This is a genomic window from Enterovirga sp. CN4-39 (genome assembly GCF_049446235.1).
GTDB lineage: Bacteria > Pseudomonadota > Alphaproteobacteria > Rhizobiales > Beijerinckiaceae > Enterovirga.
In genome coordinates this window covers 84,555-103,518 of the sequence record NZ_JBMSEF010000011.1, presented here as the reverse complement: position 1 = coordinate 103,518, position 18,964 = coordinate 84,555, and the positions used below count along the sequence as shown (strand labels likewise).

19 protein-coding genes and 1 tRNA gene are annotated in these 18,964 nt (G+C 68.9%); 13 read left to right on the top strand and 7 right to left on the bottom strand.

The window, feature by feature from the left end; translation table 11 throughout:
• The first annotated feature begins 28 nt into the window (after positions 1-28).
• Genes mnmG through ACO2SS_RS18145 form a run of 4 tightly spaced genes read left to right on the top strand, consistent with a single transcriptional unit; the run spans position 29 to position 4,281 of the window.
• Positions 29-1,900 (top strand): tRNA uridine-5-carboxymethylaminomethyl(34) synthesis enzyme MnmG, encoded by a 1,872-nt coding sequence (mnmG, locus tag ACO2SS_RS18160; RefSeq protein WP_423279173.1) that lies wholly within the window; start codon positions 29-31, stop codon positions 1,898-1,900.
• The gene (rsmG, locus tag ACO2SS_RS18155) at positions 1,893-2,543 is read left to right on the top strand and encodes a 16S rRNA (guanine(527)-N(7))-methyltransferase RsmG (RefSeq protein WP_423279172.1); all 651 of its coding nucleotides are present in this window, start codon (positions 1,893-1,895) and stop codon (positions 2,541-2,543) included. The genes mnmG and rsmG overlap by 8 nt, the downstream gene beginning before the upstream one ends.
• A 2-nt stretch (positions 2,544-2,545) precedes the next feature.
• Entirely contained in the window at positions 2,546-3,376 is an 831-nt protein-coding gene (locus ACO2SS_RS18150; protein WP_423279265.1) for a ParA family protein, read from the top strand.
• Between the two features lie 26 nt (positions 3,377-3,402).
• Positions 3,403-4,281 (top strand): ParB/RepB/Spo0J family partition protein, encoded by an 879-nt coding sequence (locus ACO2SS_RS18145; protein ID WP_423279264.1) that lies wholly within the window; start codon positions 3,403-3,405, stop codon positions 4,279-4,281.
• Between the two features lie 24 nt (positions 4,282-4,305).
• On the opposite strand, the gene holA is transcribed toward ACO2SS_RS18145, so the two are convergent.
• The 3 genes from holA to leuS are packed head-to-tail and all read right to left on the bottom strand — an operon-like array spanning position 4,306 to position 8,464.
• Entirely contained in the window at positions 4,306-5,337 is a 1,032-nt protein-coding gene (holA, locus tag ACO2SS_RS18140; RefSeq protein WP_423279171.1) for a DNA polymerase III subunit delta, read from the bottom strand.
• Positions 5,338-5,343: 6 nt separating this feature from the next.
• On the bottom strand, positions 5,344-5,868 hold the full coding sequence (gene lptE / locus ACO2SS_RS18135) for an LPS assembly lipoprotein LptE (RefSeq protein ID WP_423279170.1): 525 nt from the start codon (positions 5,866-5,868) through the stop codon (positions 5,344-5,346).
• Between the two features lie 7 nt (positions 5,869-5,875).
• Positions 5,876-8,464: a leucine--tRNA ligase gene (leuS, locus tag ACO2SS_RS18130; RefSeq protein WP_423279169.1), complete on the bottom strand. Its 2,589-nt coding sequence runs from the start codon at positions 8,462-8,464 to the stop codon at positions 5,876-5,878.
• A gap of 545 nt (positions 8,465-9,009) precedes the next feature.
• Between leuS and ACO2SS_RS18125 the strand changes: the two genes are divergently transcribed.
• From ACO2SS_RS18125 to ACO2SS_RS18105, 5 genes are all read left to right on the top strand, one after another.
• Positions 9,010-9,234: a hypothetical protein gene (locus ACO2SS_RS18125; protein WP_423279168.1), complete on the top strand. Its 225-nt coding sequence runs from the start codon at positions 9,010-9,012 to the stop codon at positions 9,232-9,234.
• Between the two features lie 6 nt (positions 9,235-9,240).
• Positions 9,241-9,438, top strand: a complete 198-nt coding sequence (locus tag ACO2SS_RS18120; RefSeq protein ID WP_423279272.1) for a hypothetical protein — start codon at positions 9,241-9,243, stop codon at positions 9,436-9,438.
• Entirely contained in the window at positions 9,348-10,145 is a 798-nt protein-coding gene (locus ACO2SS_RS18115) for a dihydrodipicolinate synthase family protein (RefSeq protein ID WP_423279263.1), read from the top strand. Before ACO2SS_RS18120 ends, ACO2SS_RS18115 begins: the two co-directional genes overlap by 91 nt.
• 564 nt (positions 10,146-10,709) lie before the next feature.
• Positions 10,710-11,387, top strand: a complete 678-nt coding sequence (locus tag ACO2SS_RS18110; RefSeq protein ID WP_423279167.1) for a YggS family pyridoxal phosphate-dependent enzyme — start codon at positions 10,710-10,712, stop codon at positions 11,385-11,387.
• A gap of 59 nt (positions 11,388-11,446) precedes the next feature.
• Positions 11,447-11,773, top strand: coding sequence for a hypothetical protein (locus ACO2SS_RS18105; protein ID WP_423279166.1), 327 nt, complete (start codon positions 11,447-11,449; stop codon positions 11,771-11,773).
• Between the two features lie 6 nt (positions 11,774-11,779).
• Here ACO2SS_RS18105 and ACO2SS_RS18100 read toward each other — a convergent pair whose 3' ends face one another.
• Positions 11,780-12,223: a MarR family winged helix-turn-helix transcriptional regulator gene (locus ACO2SS_RS18100; protein WP_423279165.1), complete on the bottom strand. Its 444-nt coding sequence runs from the start codon at positions 12,221-12,223 to the stop codon at positions 11,780-11,782.
• Between the two features lie 71 nt (positions 12,224-12,294).
• Here ACO2SS_RS18100 and ACO2SS_RS18095 point away from each other — a divergent pair, with 71 nt between their 5' ends.
• Together ACO2SS_RS18095 and ACO2SS_RS18090 are read left to right on the top strand one after the other, a co-directional pair.
• Positions 12,295-13,026: a DUF899 domain-containing protein gene (locus ACO2SS_RS18095; protein WP_423279164.1), complete on the top strand. Its 732-nt coding sequence runs from the start codon at positions 12,295-12,297 to the stop codon at positions 13,024-13,026.
• Positions 13,027-13,120: 94 nt separating this feature from the next.
• Positions 13,121-13,900: an SDR family NAD(P)-dependent oxidoreductase gene (locus ACO2SS_RS18090; RefSeq protein ID WP_423279163.1), complete on the top strand. Its 780-nt coding sequence runs from the start codon at positions 13,121-13,123 to the stop codon at positions 13,898-13,900.
• 3 nt (positions 13,901-13,903) lie between these two features.
• Here the strand turns inward: ACO2SS_RS18090 and ACO2SS_RS18085 are convergent, their stop codons facing one another.
• The 3 genes from ACO2SS_RS18085 to ACO2SS_RS18075 are packed head-to-tail and all read right to left on the bottom strand — an operon-like array spanning position 13,904 to position 16,604.
• Positions 13,904-14,848 (bottom strand): 2-hydroxyacid dehydrogenase, encoded by a 945-nt coding sequence (locus ACO2SS_RS18085; protein ID WP_423279162.1) that lies wholly within the window; start codon positions 14,846-14,848, stop codon positions 13,904-13,906.
• Positions 14,845-16,161, bottom strand: coding sequence for a thymidine phosphorylase (gene deoA / locus ACO2SS_RS18080; protein WP_423279161.1), 1,317 nt, complete (start codon positions 16,159-16,161; stop codon positions 14,845-14,847). Before deoA ends, ACO2SS_RS18085 begins: the two co-directional genes overlap by 4 nt.
• Entirely contained in the window at positions 16,158-16,604 is a 447-nt protein-coding gene (locus ACO2SS_RS18075) for a cytidine deaminase (RefSeq protein ID WP_423279160.1), read from the bottom strand. The genes deoA and ACO2SS_RS18075 overlap by 4 nt, the downstream gene beginning before the upstream one ends.
• 381 nt (positions 16,605-16,985) lie before the next feature.
• On the opposite strand from ACO2SS_RS18075, the gene ACO2SS_RS18070 reads away from it, so the two are divergent.
• Together ACO2SS_RS18070 and ACO2SS_RS18065 are read left to right on the top strand one after the other, a co-directional pair.
• Positions 16,986-17,060 (top strand) — tRNA-Val (locus ACO2SS_RS18070).
• A 182-nt stretch (positions 17,061-17,242) separates the two neighbouring features.
• Complete coding sequence (locus ACO2SS_RS18065) at positions 17,243-18,922, top strand: TadE/TadG family type IV pilus assembly protein (protein ID WP_423279159.1); 1,680 nt, start codon at positions 17,243-17,245, stop codon at positions 18,920-18,922.
• The last annotated feature ends 42 nt before the right edge of the window (positions 18,923-18,964 follow it).

Sequence of the window (18,964 nt, the reverse complement as noted above, 5' to 3'; positions counted from 1 at the left end):
TCACGTGGAACACTGGAGTGCAGATCGATTGCGCTACGACGTCGTCGTGGTGGGCGGCGGCCATGCCGGCGCTGAGGCTGCCTCGGCCGCAGCCCGGCTCGGGGCGCGGACAGCGCTCGTCACGCATGGGCGGGCGACCGTCGGTGCAATGTCGTGCAACCCCGCGATTGGGGGTCTCGGCAAGGGGCATCTTGTCCGTGAGGTCGATGCGCTCGATGGCGTCATGGGCCGAGCAGCTGACGAGGCTGGCATCCAATTCCGGCTTCTGAACCGCCGCAAAGGCCCGGCCGTGCGCGGCCCGCGGACGCAGGCCGACCGGAAACTCTACGCGCGAGCCGTTCAGCGGATTCTCGGCGAGACCGCGAACCTCGACATCGTCGAAGGTGCCGTGGAGGATCTCACGCTGGCCGATGGCCGCGTGAGCGGCCTTATCCTGGCGGATGGGCGCACCATTGCGGCCGGAGCGGTCATCCTCACCACGGGCACGTTCCTCGGCGGCCTCATCCATATCGGCGAGGTGAAGATCCCGGCCGGGCGCTTCGGCGAGGAGCCATCACTGGGCTTGTCCCGCACACTGGCGAGCTTCGGCCTGCCGCTTGGCCGGCTGAAGACCGGGACGCCGCCGCGGCTCGACGGCCGCACCATCGACTGGGCCTCGGTCGAGAAGCAGCCGGCCGACGACGAACCCGTGCCATTCTCCGCGCTGACCGGCCGGATCCGGGTGCCGCAGATCGAATGCGGCATCACGCGGACGAGCCAGGCGGTCCACGACGCGATCCGCGCCAATCTCCACCGTGCGCCGATGTTCTCCGGCGACATCAAGGGGCGGGGGCCGCGATACTGCCCTTCCATCGAGGACAAGGTGGTGCGGTTCGGGGATCGGGAAGGCCACCAGATCTTTCTCGAACCCGAAGGTCTCGACGACACGACCGTCTACCCGAACGGCATCTCGACCTCGCTCCCGGAGGATGTGCAGCGGGCCATCCTGGCCGCCATTCCGGGCCTCGAGCATGTCCGCATGGTCCGGCCCGGCTATGCCATCGAATACGACTACGTGGATCCGCGCAGCCTCGGCCCGACCCTGGAGCTGAAGCAGCTCCCCGGCCTTTTCCTGGCCGGTCAGATCAATGGCACGACCGGCTACGAGGAGGCGGCTGCGCAGGGAATCCTGGCCGGTTTCAACGCGGCCCTGCGCGCCTCCGGCCGAACTGACGGGGTCACGTTCGATCGCTCGGAAAGCTATATCGGGGTCCTGGTCGACGACCTGATCACCCGGGGGGTCAGCGAGCCCTATCGCATGTTCACCTCGCGCTCCGAGTTCCGGTTGAGCCTGCGCGCGGACAACGCGGATGAGCGGCTCACCCCCAAGGCTATTGAACTGGGTGCGGTTGGGCCTGAGCGCGGGGCCTGGTTCGATGTCTGGCAGCGGGACCATGAAGCGCTCCGCCGCCGGCTCGGCGAGTTGTCGCTGACCCCGAACGAGGCACGCCGCCACGGGCTGGCCCTCAACCAGGACGGCCAGCGCCGTTCGGCGTTCCAGCTGCTCTCCCATCCGGGCGTGACGCTCGAGCGGCTTGCCGCGATCTGGCCCGAGCTCGGCGGCGCCTCCCCTCGCCTCACCGAGCGGGTCGAGACGGATGCACGCTATGACGTCTATTTGGAGCGTCAGGCTCAGGATGCAGCGGCCTTCCGGCGTGACGAATCCTACTCGCTTCCGACCGGCATCGACTTCTCGTCGTTGGCCGGGCTCTCAGCCGAACTACGGACCAAGCTCGATCTCGTCCGGCCAGCCACGATCGGGCATGCAGCCCGTATCGAGGGGATGACCCCGGCTGCGCTCACGCTGCTCGCGGCTCATGCCAAGCAGCGTGGCCGCTCTCTCGACGGTCGGAATGGCTGAGTTGCACGGGCAGAGCGCGGCCGAGATCCTGGCCGGCGTTTCACGTGAAACCCGGGACCGGCTCGCCATCTACGAGGCCGAGCTCCGTCGCTGGCAGAAGGTCAAGAACCTTGTCGGCCCGAGCACGCTCGGCGAGATCTGGGACCGGCACTTTGCGGACTCGCTGCAACTCGCGGATCTCGCAGACGGCGAGGTATGGGCCGATCTCGGCTCCGGCGCGGGTTTTCCTGGCCTCGTGATCGCGATCGCCCGGCCGAACACGCAGGTTCACCTCGTCGAGAGCGACAGCCGAAAATGCGCCTTCCTGCGCCATGTCGCGCGCGCGACGGGCGCTCCGGCGAAGGTGTGGGAAGGTCGGATCGAGGCCGTGCTGCCGAGGCTCGATCCCGTCCCGCAGGTGGTGACAGCACGCGCCCTCGCGAGCCTCGATGAGCTTCTAGAGCTCGCCGCTCCCCTCCTCTCGAACGGCACGACCGGCCTCTTCCCCAAGGGGAGAGACCACCTGTCTGAATTGACGAAGGCCGCCGAATCCTGGATCTTTGAAGCGGATGCGATCCCGAGCGCCGTCGATTCCGGCGGCCGCATCCTTCGCATCCGACGCTTCGGCGGTCGTCTCGTATCTCGGCCCACGGATCCATCGTGACCATGCTCTCAGCCGGAACTCCCGCGTCCGGCGCCCCTCGCGTTCTGGCGCTCGCCAACCAGAAGGGCGGCGTCGGCAAGACGACGACTGCCATCAATCTCGGAACGGCACTCGCGGCGATCGGCGAGCGTGTGCTGGTGGTAGATCTGGATCCGCAGGGCAATGCGTCGACCGGCCTCGGCATCGACCGCAAGCGGCGGGCGCTCTCGACCTATCATGTGCTGACGGGCGAATCGGCGATGCGGGCGGTCATCCAGGAGACCGCCGTCCCCAACCTCTTCGTCGCACCCTCGACCATGGATCTCCTCGGCGTCGAGCTGGAAATCGCGAAGGAGCGGGACCGGGCGCAGCGGCTGCGTCGGGCCATCAACGAGCTGTCGCTGATGGTACCGGAGGCCGAGCGGATCACCTACGTACTGATCGACTGCCCGCCCTCGCTCAACCTTCTCACCATCAATGCCCTCACGGCGGCCGATGCGGTGGTCGTTCCGCTGCAATGCGAGTTCTTTGCGCTCGAGGGCTTGAGCCAGCTCATCAAGACCGTCGAGCAGGTGCGGTCGAACCTGAACCCGAAGCTCTCGATCCATGGGGTCGTGCTGACGATGTTCGATCCCCGCAACAACCTCGCCAACCAGGTCGTGGCGGACGTGCGCGAGTTCATGGGACCGACGGTCTACGACACGGTCATTCCCCGGAACGTGCGGGTGTCGGAAGCGCCCTCGCACGGCAAGCCCGTGCTGCTTTACGACCTGCGCTGCGCCGGCTCTCAGGCGTATCTGAAACTTGCCTCAGAGGTGATCCAGCGCGAGCGTGCGCTGCAGAACGCCGCCTGAGCTGCTGCATGGAGACGGACGCCACCATGGCCGAGGAACTTGCGCGCTCGCGGCTCGGCCGCGGCCTGGCCGCCCTGATCGGGGAGGTCGACGAGGAACCGATCGTCGAGCGCGCCCGCGGGCAGCGCAAGGTCCCGATCGAGTTCCTGCGCCGCAACCCGCGTAACCCCCGCACGCAATTCGCCGAGGCCGAGCTCGAGGACCTTGCCAGCTCCATCAAGGAGCGCGGCATCATCCAGCCGATCGTGGTCCGGCCGCTGCTGAACCTGCCGGACGCCTACGAGATCATCGCGGGCGAGCGCCGCTGGCGCGCGGCGCAGCGCGCCGGCCTGCACGACGTGCCGGTCGTCATCATCGAGGCCGACGACAAGACGGCCCTCGAACTCGCCATCATCGAGAATGTCCAGCGCTCGGACCTCAACGTGCTCGACGAGGCCGCGGGATACGAGAAGCTCATCGCCGACCACGGCTATACCCAGGCCGATCTCGGCTCGGTTCTCGGCAAGAGCCGCAGCCATGTGGCGAACACGCTTCGGCTGCTGAAACTGCCGAACTCCGTGCGGGATATCGTTGCCAAGGGCGACATCACGGCCGGCCATGCGCGGGCGCTGCTGTCGGTCCGCAATCCGGAGGCAGTCGCCAAGAGCATCGTCGAGCAGGGTCTCAACGTCCGCGATGTGGAGCGGATCGCCAAGGCCGAGGCGGAGGAGGCGGCGGGCCCGGGCGAGGCGCCCAAGCGCCAGCCGCGCACCGTGGATGCCGATACGCGGGCGCTGGAGATCGCCCTGCAGGACGTGCTCGGGCTCGTCGTCAAGATCGACAATCGCGGCTCGTCGGGCGAGCTGCGGATCAAGTATCGCTCGCTCGAGCAGCTCGACGCGCTCTGCCAGCGCCTGAAGGCCTGAAGCGCGCGCCGGCCCGCCCCTGCCCTAGCGGGAGGCGGCCGCTCGCGCCCGCGAAGCCAGGACGAACAGGGCGTGCGAGGCGGCCGCGTCGGCCAGCCCCGGCGTCTGCCGGGTCGCAAGCGCCGCCGCCTGCAGGGCCTCGATCACCTTCGCCAGACGATCCGGCGTCCAGAGCTTGAGCTGGCGCGTCGCGGCGGCCTTGCGGCGGAAATGCAGCCCGCGCCAGTTGCGGAGCGCCCCCTCGACATCGCTGCCGCCGCCGAGCCTGACCACGTGGCCCAGCAGCGTGAGCCCGTGCCGCAGTGCCAGGGCGATGACGGCGGCCGGTGCCGTCCCGTGATGCGACAGCTGCTCCAGCCCGGCCTGCAAGGCGAGGCGGTCGCCCAGGAACGCGGCGTCGATCACGGCGTCGATGCTCGGGCCGGAGACGTCGCTGACGACGGCCTCCACGTCCTCGCTGGTGACGCTTCCCTGGCCATGCGCGTAGAGCGCCAGCTTCTCCAGTTCGCCGCGCGTCGCCAGGCGATCGCCGCCGAGGCTGTCGGCCAGGAGATCCCGAACCTCCGGATCGATCGCAAGGCCGTAGCCGCGGAGCGTCTCCGTGATCACCGTCGCGAGATCGCGCCCGTCGTCACTGTAGCAGGGCAGGGCGAGTGCGCGCGGAGATCCTTCGCAAGCGGTTCGCAGCGGCGCGTTCTTGGCGAGATCGCCGGCCTCGACCACGACCAGCGTATCGACGAGGGCCACATCGAGGCAGGCCGCCACGGCCGGCGTGATGTTCCGGCCGGTCGGCCGCACCCAGATCGCGCGCTTGCCCCCGAAGAGGCCGAAGGTCGAGGCCTCCTCGACCAGCCGGCCCGGCTGCTCGGCAATGCTGTCGCCGTCCAGGCGGATGAGCTGGAACGGATCGCTCGGATCGGCGACGGCGTTCCGGGCCGCCATCCGGGCGCGCTCCGTCACCCGGCCTGCATCGGGCCCGTAGAAGAGGAGAAGGTTGACGTCCGACCGGCGGTTGGCGACGGCCCGGTCGACGTCAGCGGCCTTGACGGCGACCATCTCGCGTCAGGGAGAGGTGGCGAAATAGGCGGCCAGGCGCTGCTTGATGTCGTCGGCGATCTGCGCCGCGACGCGCATGTCGGCATTGCGCGCCGCCCGGACGGCGGCGAAGCGCTGCTCGTCGCGCTGGTAGCTGGCATCCGCGCGGGCGAGGCCCGCGAACACGGTCTTCCCGGTGGCATCCTTGAGGACGAACTTCACAGTGCCGTTCAGCATGGCCTGGTCGGCCCGGCCCGTCAGCATGTCGACCGAGACGGGCTGAATCGTCTCGGCGGCGTCCAGCGATAGCTTGTAGCGCTTCGGGCTCGGCTTGCCGGAGCCGTCGAGATCGAAGATCAGCTCGCTCCGGAGATAGTGGCCGAACCGCTCCTGGCCGGGCGGGGTCACGGCCATCTCGACGTCGATCGCGGCGAGAACATCCTGCAGCTTCTCCCCGGTGGCCGTCGGCCCGTAGAGCGGGCGGAAGCAGCCGGCGAGCGCGAGGGTGAGGGCGCCGAGCAGCGCAAGATTACGCGGCGCGCGGCGGCTCACGCTTTTCTCAAGCCACGACATTCACGATCCTCTGGGGGACGACGATGACCTTACGGGCGGGCTTGCCTTCCATGGCACGCTTCACGGCCTCGTGCGAGAGCGCCGCGGCCTCGATCGTGCCGTTGTCCGCATCGCGGGCCACCGTGATGTCCGCCCGCTTCCGGCCGTTCACCTGGACGGGGAGGGTGATCGTGTCCTCCACGAGCAACTCGGGCACAACCTCGGGCCATGCCGCCTCGGCGACGAGCCCCTTATGGCCCAGCACCCGCCAGCATTCCTCGGCGAGGTGCGGCATCATCGGGGCGATGAGCTGGACGAGAATGCGGGTCGCCTCGCGGGCCGCCGCCGAGCCGCCATGGCCGGCCTGGAGCTCGCTCCCGATCGCATTGGCGAGCTCGTAGATCCGGGCGACCGCGCGGTTGAAGCGCAGGCCGTCGATATCCTCCTGGATGGCGGCGAGCGTCTTGTGGGCGGCGCGACGCAGGCTTTCCGGCCCTGCCCCGCCATCCGTGCCGGCCTCGGCCACCTCGCCTACCAGCCGCCACACGCGCTGGACGAAACGCCAGGCGCCCTGCACGCCCTCCTCCGTCCAGATGACGTCGCGCTCGGGCGGCGAGTCGGACAGCATGAACCATCGGGCGGTGTCGGCACCGTAGCTGGCGATGATGTCGTCTGGGTCGACCGTGTTCTTCTTCGACTTCGACATCTTCTCGATCGAGCCGATCTCGACCGGCTCGGATGTTTTCACGTGAAACGCTCGCCGGGCTCCGCCCTCGGCTTCGATGCGCACCTCGGAGGGCTGGACCCAGTTGCCGGCCTGATCGCGGTAGGTCTCGTGGACGACCATGCCCTGGGTGAAGAGCCCGTCGAAGGGCTCGTCCACGCCCGTCAGATCGACGCGGCGCATCGCGCGCGTGAAGAAGCGCGAATAGAGCAGGTGCAGGATCGCGTGCTCGATCCCGCCGATATACTGGTCGACCGGCAGCCAGCTATCGACGGTATCCGGGTCTGTCGGCGCGTCGGTCAGCGTCGGGTCCGTGAAGCGCGCGAAGTACCAGGACGAATCCACGAAGGTGTCCATCGTGTCCGTCTCGCGCCGGGCCTCGCCGTGGCATTTCGGGCAGGTCACCTTCAGCCAGGCGGCATGGCGATCGAGCGGGTTGCCCGGCTGGTCGAACGACACGTCCTCCGGCAGCGTGACGGGCAGGTCCTCCTTCGGCACGGGTACGACGCCGCAGGAATCGCAATGGATCACCGGGATCGGGCAGCCCCAGTAGCGCTGGCGCGAGATGCCCCAGTCGCGCAGCCGGTAATTCACCTTGCGCTCGCCGACGGGCCGGTTGCCGCGGGTCTCGGATTCGAGCCGCCGCGCGACCTCTTCCTTGGCCTCGGCGATGGTCATCCCGTCCAGGAAGCGGGAATTGATGAGGGTTCCCTCCCCGTCATAGGCCTCGTCCGTGATGACGAAGGTGGCGGGGTCCTGGCCGGGCGGGCACACGACGGGCGTGTTGCCGAGCCCGTACTTGTTCACGAAGTCGAGGTCGCGCTGGTCATGCGCCGGGCAGCCGAAGATGGCGCCCGTGCCGTATTCCATGAGGATGAAGTTCGCCACGTAGACGGGCAGCTGCCAGTTCGGGTCGAAGGGATGCGTCGCCCGGATGCCGGTGTCGAAGCCGAGCTTCTCGGCCTTGTCGATCGCCTCCTGCGCCGTGCCCATGCGGCGGCATTCCTCGGCGAAGGCGGCGAGCTCCGGATTGTTCGCGGCGGCCGCCTTGGCAAGCGGATGGTCCGGCGCGACGGCCAGGAACTTCGCGCCGAACAGCGTGTCCGGGCGCGTGGTGTAGATGTCGAGCGAGTCCTCGCCCGCAGGTGTCGTCGCCGGGTCGAGCGCGAAGCGGACGAGCAGCCCTTCCGAGCGGCCGATCCAGTTGCGCTGCATCAGCCGGACCTTCTCCGGCCAGCGCTCCAGCGTGTCGAGGCGGGAATCGAGGTCCGCCGCGTAATCCGTGATCTTGAAGAACCACTGCGTCAGCTCGCGCTGCTCGACGAGCGCGCCCGAGCGCCAGCCCCGGCCATCGATCACCTGCTCGTTAGCGAGCACGGTCTGGTCGACCGGGTCCCAGTTCACCTTGGCGGTCTTGCGCGCGACCAGCCCGGCCTCGAGGAAATCGAGGAACATGCGCTGCTGGTGCTTGTAGTAGGACGGATCGCAGGTCGCGATCTCGCGCGACCAGTCGAGGGAGAGGCCCATCGACTTCAGCTGCTTCCGCATGGTGGCGATGTTGGCGTAGGTCCATTCCTTCGGGTGGACCTTGTTCTGCATGGCGGCGTTTTCGGCCGGCATGCCGAAGGCGTCCCATCCCATCGGATGGAGCACGTTGAAGCCACGCGCCCGCTTGTAGCGGGCCACCACGTCGCCCATCGTGTAGTTGCGGACGTGGCCCATATGGATGCGCCCCGACGGGTAGGGGAACATCTCCAGCACGTAGTATTTCGGCCGGGGATCGTCGTTGTGGGTGCGGAAAAGCTCGCGCTCTGACCAGACCTCCTGCCAGCGCGGTTCTGTTTCCTTCGCGTTGTATCGCTCGACGGCCATTTTCACTGTGCTTGGAATATGGGGGCTGGGCGCCTCTATGTCATTGTCGGGGAAAGAAATCGACCCATTGCGGTGCCTTCCGCATAGGCGCTGCCTTTATACGAGCGGGCCCGTAGCCACCTCGAAACACTATGGCGGGGCGCGTAGCGCCAGGCATCTCATCCGGTTGCCCTCCCGCCATGGCTCGTGTCGATGTCCAGACCCTCCTCTGCCCGCGCTGCGGCCTTCTCACGCGGGCCCTCGAAGGGGACGCCGTCCTCGTCCTCATGATGGACCAGCCCGCCTGGGCCCACGCCTGCTGGCACCGCGCAGAGGCCCGTTCTCCGCTGGGCTGCGCCCATTATCGCAAGGGCGTCTCGAATAGTTTTGCGCCTGACAAGAACAGCGCCGGTGTAGCGGCGATGAACGTATGTAGATCACCGTTAACCATAGCGTGAATGTTAATGGGGCGCTTATGAAACACCCATCTGCTCCCGCTCGATTCTTTATGCCGCGGCCATGATTTTTCGGCGGCGGCACAAGAGGCCGCGAAGCAGGTGATCTTCATGGCATCGCAACGCGAAATTGAACCGGATCCGTACCAGGCGCCGAAGACGGCGTTCGTGGTCGGCCGCGATGGCGAGGGGCATTGGCTGGCGGTGGAAACGCACGGGCTGGGGGGCGGCCTGTTCACGAACCAGGATGCGGCCCTGCGCTATGCGCGGTTCGAGACCGAAGGGCGCGAGGGCGCCGTCCGGCTCGTCGCCGAGCCGATCGCCCTGCGGCTCTGAACGCGGGTGTCACCCCTTCTTGGCCGGGCCGCCCTCGCCGGCCCGATCGTCATGGCCGTGACACCCTTCTATGGCGCGGGCGTGGACGAGCGGAGCTTCGCGGAACTGGCCGCCTGGCAGGTCGACGCGGGCTCTTCCGGCCTCTGTGTGGCGGGACCGGCGGGCGAGGCCCCACCCTGGCGACGCGGGAGCGCGAGCGCCTGATCGCGATCGCCCGGGAGAGCGCAGGCGGGCGCGCAGTGATCATCGCGGGCCTGTGCACCAGCAGCACCGAAGCCGGCATCGCCCTGGCCCGCTCGGCCGCCGCCGCCGGGGCGGATGCGCTTCTGGTCCAGACACCGCCCTACAGCCGGCCGGCGCAGGAAGGGATCTGCCGCCACATCGAGGCTATCGCCCGGGCTACGGATTGCGCCGTCCTGGTGCAGAACGATCCCGGGCGGACGCGCGTCGACCTCGCGCCATCCAGCGTCGAGCGGCTGTCCCGGCTCGACCGCGTGGTCGGGTTCGTGGATGCCGGCCCCGGTGCGACTGTGCCGCCGGCAGCCAGGGGAAAGCTGAGCTTCACGGCCCGGGATGAACAGGCTGCCCCGTTCCTGCTGGCGGGCGGCTCCGGCCTCCTGTCCGTCGCGGCGAACGTGGTGCCGGGCCTCTGCGCCGCGCTCCATCGCGCCTGCCGCGAGGGGCGGGGAGGCGAAGCCATGCGGCTGCAGCATCGCCTGCTCCCCCTGGTGGACGCGATCGGACCGGACGGGGATGCGGCCCCGGTCAAATACGCCCTGTTCCTGCTGCGAAGCGGCTTCAGCCCCGACCTGCGCCTCCCGCTGGTCAGGTGCTGCGCCGAGCGCGCGCGCCGGATCGCCGAGGCCCTCGAAATGCTGGGCCTGAGGGCAGGAGGTCTTGACAAGCGCTGAATATTATCCTATATCTTTGCCTATCCCGGCCCATTGAGGGGCGTGTGCGCAGCGTGGCTCATGCGGGCCGGGAACGGTGGTCCGGGGAGGTCGGCGTCACGCACCGGCACCCCGGGCGGCCCAAATCGGCAATCCCGGCTGGCTGAGCCTGCCGGTCACTGTCCCGGGACCCTCGTGGGTCCAGGAGGACGCAGCGGGAGGATAGAAAGGTCACCCTCCCGGGGGTTCGCCGAAGCAAGCCTCAAACACCGTGTGCGGGAGGTCCGGGCGATAGCGCCCGCGGGTTCCGACACTCACTTCCGGCATCCGATCCGCCCGTCGGAGCGGTGCCGCCCGACCTCCCGCACCACCCTCTCGGGATCCCCGAGGGGAAATCTCGGCGTGGGCAGCGCCGTCCGACCTTCCCCGCACGAGAGAGTGTGACCCGCTCATCCCGGCGAAAGCCGGGATCCACCCCTCGCCTGGACACCGGCTTGCGCCGGTGCGAGCGGAGGGGAGCGAAGCGCCCGCCCCTGGAAGGCCGCAGGCCTTCGCCACCGGGCTGCGAGTCGCTACATAGGGGCCATGTCCGACACCGCCCACAACCTCGCCGAAGTCCAGGCCGCCATCCGCCGTGCCGAGGCGGATTACGGCCGCGAGCCGGGCTCGGTCAGCCTCGTGGCGGTCTCCAAGACGATCCCGGCCGAGGGCATCGTGCCGGCGCTCGAGGCCGGCCAGCGGGTCTTCGGCGAGAACTACGTGCAGGAGAGCGCCGGCAAGTGGCCTGCCCTCCGCGAGCGTTTTCCGGATGTCGAGCTGCACCTGATCGGCCCGCTGCAATCGAACAAGGCGCGCGAGGCCGTGGCCCTCTTCGACGTCATCCACTCGCTGGACCGCCCGTCCCTTGCGGCCGCCCTCGCCAAGGAGGTCGGGCGGGCCGGGAAGTCGCCGCGCCTGCTCGTCCAGGTGAATACCGGCGAGGAGCCGCAGAAGGGCGGCGTTCTTCCCGGGGAGGCGGATGCCTTTATCAAGGCCTGCCGCGAGACCTATGGGCTGCCGGTCGAAGGCCTGATGTGCATCCCGCCCGCCGAGGACCTGCCCTCGCCCCATTTCGCGTTCCTGGCGAAGATGGCCGCCCGCAATGGTCTGAAGACGCTCTCCATGGGCATGAGCGCGGATTTCGACCCTGCCATCCAGCTCGGTGCGACCCATGTCCGCGTCGGCACTGCGATCTTCGGCGCCCGCACCCGCAAGGACGGCTAGCCGAAAGCGCTCGTCCTTTCGGCGGAGGTGGGAAGGCAACACGGAACCTTTTTCCCGGAATGATGGTTGCCTCCATCCCGCCCTGGCATGTCGAATGCTCCCGTCAAGCGCACGAAGACGCTGACGAGGGGCAGGGCAAGATGTTCGAGATGCTGGTCGGAGGCTTCCTCCTCACCGGGTCGGTCTGCGCGATGGATGGCAGCGCCTACCGCGATTGCCGCGAGATCCCGGTCGCGCAGTTCGGCAACAAATATGTCTGCGACAAGCGGGCCGAGACGATCCGGGAGAGCTTCCCGGCCCTCGATCCCGAGCGGCTCGGCTTCGACAAGGGCGAGCTCCTGAAGATCCAGGTGACCTGCACGGCCGCCCATATGGCGCGGATCTGACGACGGTCAGGACAGCGCGCGCAGCTCGCCTCTGAGGCGCTCCGGCTCGCCGCCGCCCAGCAGGCCCTCGATCTCGGCCTGCGTCGCCTCCCAGACCGGAAGGGCGCGCGCCAGCAGCGAGCGCCCGTCCTCCGTGAGCAGGAGGCGCCGGCTGCGGCGATCCTTCGGGTCGGGCGCGATCTCGACCAGGCCCCGCCGCTCGAGCGGCTTCAGGGCGGCCGTCAGCGTCGTGCGGTCCATGGCGAGCAGGTTCGCGACCGGTCCCATGGTGGCCGGCTCCGGCCGGTTCAGCGACATCAGCAGCGAGAACTGTCCGTTGGTGAGCCCGAAGGGCCGAAGCGCCTCGTCGTAGCGCCGCCCGACTGCGCGGGCCGCCCGCTGGACATGCAGGCAGAAGCATTGGTCCCGAACCCGCAGCGTGGTGTCGAAGGGCAGCTCCGGCTTTGACATGAATGATGATGTGTTGATATCAACATGCCAAGTCAAGCGTCAGGCAAGTCGAGCGTCAGGGAGGAAGCCGGATGGATGGGCATGCCGTCGTGTCGCGCGAGGAATGGCTCCAGGCCCGGAGCGCGCTCCTGGCGCTTGAGAAGGAGGAGACCCGCCTCCGTGACCGCGTCCGGGCGGAGCGGGCCGCCCTGCCCTGGGTGCGCGTCGAGAAGGATTACCGCTTCGACACGCCGACCGGACCGAAGAGCCTCGCGGACCTCTTCGAAGGCCGCAGCCAGCTCATCGTCGACCATTTCATGCTGGGACCCGGCTGGGGCGAGGGCTGCACGGGCTGCTCCTTCCTGGCGGATCATCTCGACGGCGCCCTGCCCCACCTCAACCATCACGACGTGACCCTGGTCGCGGTCTCGCGGGCGCCCCTGCCGGAAATCGAGGCCTACAGGCGCCGGATGGGCTGGCGTTTCCCCTGGGTGTCGTCCTTCGGCACCGACTTCAATTTCGACTTCCACGTCTCCTTCACGAAGGAGGACCTGGCCAAGGGAAGCGTCTTCTACAATTACCGCCAGACGCCCGCCGAGCATGCCCATGATGAGCTGCCCGGGCTGAGCGCCTTCTATCGCAACGAGGCCGGCGAGGTATTTCACACCTATTCGAGCTATGCCCGCGGCGGCGAGGAAATGGTCGGCACCATGATGCTTCTCGACCGGGCCCCGAAGGGCCGGAACGAGGGCACGATCATGGATTTCGTCCGCCGGCACGACGAGTACGAGGGAGCCGCGAAGGGGGCCTGCTGCGCCGCCTGACCGCGCGGCCGTCCGCCACGGCACCGGCCTCTCCCTTGCGGAACCGGGCCGGCGAGAACCTGTTGCCCAGCCATCCTCCTCGGAGCACTGGGCCATGGCAAAACCCCTCGCAATCGTCACCGGCGCCTCGACCGGCATCGGCTACCACCTGGCCGACATCGCGGCCGGGAACGGCTACGACCTCATCGTCTGCGCCGACGAGGCCCAGATCGGCGAGGCCGCGGCGGAGTTCCGGAAACACGGGGTCGAGGTCGAAGCCGTCCAGGCGGATCTCGCGACCCTCGCGGGCGTCGACAAGCTCTACGCGGCGATCCGCGGCCGGCCCGTGGAGGCCCTCATGGCCAATGCCGGGCGCGGGCTCGGGCGCGCCTTCCTGGACCAGGATTTCGGCGAGGTCCGCCGCGTGGTCGACACCAACATCACGGGCACGATCTACCTGATCCAGAAGGTCGGCCGCGACATGCGGGCCCGCGATGCGGGGAAGATCCTGATCACGGGCTCGATCGCCGGCTTCATGCCGGGCAGCTTCCAGGCGGTCTACAACGGCACGAAGGCCTTCATCGATTCGTTCTCCTTCGCGCTCCGCAACGAGCTGAAGGAGACGAAGATCACCGTCACCTGCCTCATGCCGGGCCCGACGGAGACCGCGTTCTTCGAGCGTGCCGACCTGATGGATACCAAGGTCGGCACGCAGAAGAAGGACGATGCGCGGGCGGTGGCCCAGACCGGCTTCGACGCCATGCTGAGCGGCGAGGCGGATGTGGTCTACGGCCTCAAGAACAAGCTGCAGACCACGATGGCGACCGTCACGCCGAACACCCTGCTGGCCGAGATGCACCGCTCGATGGCGGAGCCGGGCACGGCCGAGCAGTAGGGTTCAGTAGCCGACCACCGGGTCGACGATGTTGCGCCAGGGCTCGCCGGCCTCGTGCCGGCGGATCTGGGCGGCCACGGAGGCGGCGATCGCGTCCGGGTCGCTCGCGGCCGCATTGTGCGGCGTGATCGTCACGCCCGGATGCGTCCAGAGCGGCGAGGAGGCGGGCAGGGGCTCGGTGGCGAAGACGTCCAGCGTCGCGGCCTTCAGGGTGCCGTCGTCGAGGCAGGCGATGATGTCCTCCTCGACCTGCAGCCCGCCGCGCCCGGCATTGATGATGGCAGGCCCGCCGAGGCGGCCGTCGCGCGCGAGCTTCGCGAACAGCCTCCGGTTCAGGATCCCGCGGGTCGCGGGCGTCAGGGGCAGCAGGCAGACCAGGATGTCCGTCCGTCCCAGGAAGGCGTCGAGTTCCCCCTCCCCCGCATAGGTTCGGATCCCCTCGATCGCCTTCGGCGAACGGCTCCAGCCGGCGACGTCGAAGCCCATCACCTTGAGCTTGCGGACGGCGTCGCCGCCGAGGATCCCGAGGCCCAGCATCCCGACCCGAAGCTCGCGCGCCGCCGGCTGGTCGCGCTCGTCGTACCAGCGGCCCTCGCGCTGCTGGGCGTCGTATTGCTTCTGCCGCCGCAGGTGGATGAGGCAGTGCATGACGACATATTCGCTCATGCGCTCCGTCAGGTTCTGGTCCACGACCCGGACGATCGGGACGGACGGCAACTCCGGGTCGCCGATCAGGTGGTCGACCCCCGCCCCGAGCGACAGGATCGCCCGGAGGTTGGGCAGGGAGGCGAGGCTGCGCGGCGTGTGCTTCCAGGACGCGACGTAGTGGATCTCCGCCGGGTCGAAATCCTCGCCCGCCGCCACGATGCGCTTCTCCGGCAGGAACCGGCGGAAGCGGTCCATCCAGGGCGAAACGTCCCAGCCATTGATGGCGACGAGAAGGGTCATGGTGTCCAGGATCCGCGAATGGTTGGCGTCTTGGCCGCGTCGAAATCGGCAATGCTGTAGGCGCGCCGGACCGCCTCCGCGGCCCGATCGGCGGCGGCCTCGTCCCGCGCGTGAACGACAGCGAGCGGCTTCCCCTGCCCTGCCCATCGCCCGATCCCGGCGAGTTCCGTGAGGCCGACCGCCGGGTCGACCGGGTCCTCCGGCCGGGTGCGGCCGCCGCCGAGCGCCACGACCGCGAGCCCGACCGCGCGGGTGTCGATCGCCGCCACGATGCCCGGCCTGTGCGGCTCGACCGCCCGGGTGATCGGCGCGCTCGCGAGATGCCGGCCAGGGTTCTCCACCAGGTCCAGCGGCCCGCCGAGCGCCGCCACCATGCGGGCGAAATACTCGGCCGCGACGCCGCTCGCGATCGCCTCCTCCACCCGGGCGCGTCCGTCCTCCTCGTCCGCGGCAAGCCCACCGAGGCGGAGCATCTCGCCCCCGAGGGCGACCGTCACCTCGTGGAAGCGCGGCTCGCGCCGTCGTCCCGTCAGGTAGTCGATCGCATAGGCGACCTCGACGGCATTGCCGGCCACGGATGCGAGCGGCTCGTCCATGTCCGTGAGGAGGGCGGAGGTCCGGAGCCCTGCCCCATTCGCCACCGTGCCGATCCGCTCGGCGAGCGCCTTCGCGTCCGGCAGGTGCAGCATGAAGGCGCCGCTGCCGACCTTCACGTCCATGACGAGCCCGTCGAGCCCGGCCGCGAGCTTCTTCGACAGGATGGAGGTCGTGATGAGGTCGATCGATTCGACCGTGCCGGTCACGTCCCGGATGGCGTAAAGGCGCCGGTCCGCGGGCGCGAGGTCCGGGCTCTGGCCGACGATCGCGCAGCCGACATCCGTCACGACGCTGCGGAAGGCGCCGAGATCCGGCTGCGTGCGGTAGCCGGGAATGGCGTCGAGCTTGTCGATCGTGCCGCCCGTATGGCCGAGACCGCGGCCGGCGATCATCGGGACGAAGCCGCCGCAGGCCGCGACGGCCGGCGCGAGCGCGAGGCTCACCGTATCCCCCACCCCGCCGGTCGAGTGCTTGTCCAGAACGGGGCCGGGCAGGTTCCAGCTCAGCACAGTGCCCGAGCGGGTCATCGCCTGGGTGAGCGCCACGCATTCGGGCAGGGCGAGGCCGCGCCACAGGATCGCCATGGCGAGCGCTGCAGCCTGGGCGTCCGTCACACGGCCGGCCGTCAGGCCCTCGATGAAGGCCGCGATCTCGGCATCGTCGAGGGTCCCGCCGTCGCGCTTCCGGCGGATCACCTCCTGCGGCAGGAACGTCATGCGCCCTCCCCCGCCTTGGCCAGGTTGTCCGGCCCGAACGCCAGCGGCAGCAGCTCGCCCAGTGTGACCGTGCGTCTCACGCCGCCGGTATCGGCGAGATGCACGGGGGTCGAATCGATGCCGAATTCGCGGATGCGCTGCCGGCACGCGCCGCAGGGCGCGACCAACGCCGGCCCGTCCGCCACGACGAGGATCGCGGCGATCCGGCGGCTCCCGCCGGCCGCCATGGCGGCGACCGCGCCGGCCTCCGCGCAGGTCCCGACCGGGTAGGCGGCATTCTCGACATTGCAGCCGGCGAAGACGCGGCCGTCCTCGTCCACCAGCGCGGCGCCGACGCGATAGCCCGAATACGGCGCATAGGCGCGCTCGCGCGCGGCCAGGGCAGCTGCGAAGAGGGCCTCGATGTGGGGCGCCGATGTCACGCCCGAGGCATAATGCGCCACCGCGCCCCAGGCTAGCCGCCGCGCGCCGGCGAGCGCTCAGGCCGTAGGCTGCGGGCCGATGGGGATCGAAGGACCGGGAACGCTTGGAGGCTCAACATTCGGGCCCGGCGACGGCGCGGGTTCGGGAATGCCGATCGGCTCGCGGGTCGGGGGCGCCGGCACCTCGGGCGGTATCGGCGCCTGGGGATTGGGGGACGGCGTCGTCGGCTGCGGTTCCTGCGGCTGCGGTGTCCGGGGTTCGCTCATGTCCTCGCTCGAAACTATTCGAGGGGGACAATGGGGGGGCCGGGCACGCAGTTCCGATGATCGGCTTTGAGACGCTTGCGCCGCCGCGCTCAAGCCCCTATACGGGCCGCTCCCGGCGAACACTGGTGCCGAACAGGGCGCGTAGCTCAGCGGGAGAGCACTACGTTGACATCGTAGGGGTCACAGGTTCAATCCCTGTCGCGCCCACCAGTCGCCTCACCAGCAAACATTCAGAGTCGCCACTGCCTCGTCGAGGATCGATTCTCGAAACGTCGGGGGTCGGCGCAAGATTTCGTTGAGTACGCCCCTTGGGGCGGCGTTAAATCGTCTGCCCTAGAACTCACCCGCAACTTGCAGTCGCAGAAGCGACGCGAGCGGGAGAGCGGACCTCGATGTCTTGCGACAGCATTCGTCCTGGCATCCGGGACACGATCCGCGCGTTCGGCAACTGCCGGCGCGGGGGTATCGGCATCATTCTCGGCCTGACCCTCGTGCCGCTGGTCTTCCTCGCCGGCGCTGCGGTCGATTATTCGGGCGCCTCCAACCTGAAGGCGAAGCTCCAGAGCGCGACCGACGGGGCCAACATGCAGCTCTGCATGATGCCCGTGACGTCCACGACCGCGCAGTTGCAGGCGGCCGCCCAGATCTACCTCCAGAGCTACATGGAAGGGCGGTCGTTCACGATCGACTCGGTCCTGCCGACGACCTCGCCCCGCCAGATCCAGCTCACCACGAGCGCCACCTTCCCGACCGCGATCGTGCGGGCCGTGAACTCGAATTTCGCGACCATTCCCATCAAGGCGACGGCCCGCTGCTTCTCGGAGCAGCAGAGCTTCGAAATCGCCCTCGTGGTCGACAACACGGGGTCCATGAGCAGCTCGAGCGGGGGCCAGAGCAAGCTCCAGGCGCTCAAGAACGCGGCGACGAACTTCGTGACCTCCGTTTTCACCGATCCGGCCATGCAGGGGCACACGAAGATGTCGCTCGTGCCCTTCGCGGCGACGGTCGCCGTGAACCCGAGCACGTACCGGACGGCGAACTGGATCGACCAGAACGGCAAGGCCGCCCACCACTGGTCCTTCATCCAGGGTGGCGCCTCGGCGCTGGCCCCCTACGCCTCCTTCGGGATCAAGAGCCGGCTCGACGTCTTCAACTACCTGAAGGCGAGCGTCCCGGCCTGGGACTGGAACGGCTGCTTCGAGGCCCTGCCCTACCCGCTCAGCACGCAGGACGTCGCGCCCGTCCCGTCCAACAAGGACAGCTACTACGTGCCCATGTTCGCGGCGGACGAGGCGGGGGATGGCGGGGCTTCGACGCACAAGACCCCGGCCGGGGCAACCGTCAACAGCGCCAACAGCTACATCGATGATTCGAACAGCTCCTGCCCGGCCAGCACCGACGAGGCGACGCGGACCGGCCAAGCGTGCAAATACGTCCAGCTCAGCAATCCGCAGAGCTCCGGAGGGCGGGGGCCGAACTTCGCCTGCACAACCCGGCCGCTGACGCGGATGACGACGAACCAGGCGACTCTCAAGACCGAAATCGCCGCCCTCACGGCCAACGGCAACACCAACGCACACGAAGGCTTCATGTGGGGCTGGCGGACCATCTCTCCGAACAGCATCTTCGCCGACGGCGCGGCCTATACGAAGCCGTACAACAACAAGATCATCGTCCTGATGACGGACGGGATGAACGCCTGGAACGATCAGCTGAGCAACGTCCTGAAGTCCAGGTACTCGGCCTACGGCTTCTTCAAGAACCCGGACGGCAGCACCGTGAATGCCCGCTTCCCGGCCGCGAACGCCAATCCGGCGAACAGCGCCGCCGCACGCAACGCCATCGACGCGATGACCCTCGACGCCTGCCGGAACGCCCGCAATGCCGGCGTCACGATCTTCACGATCGGCTTCAGCGTCGCGAGCGACCCGATCGACCAGAAGGGCCTCGACCTCCTGAGGAACTGCGCCGGGAATGCGAGCCGCACCTTCGTGGCGACCGATTCCACGACGATCAACCAGGTCTTCCAGCAGGTCGCGCAGAGCATCGGCCAGCTTCGCCTCTCCATGTGACCCAAGCCGCCGCGGGGCGCCCGCTTGACCGGAGCGGCGCGT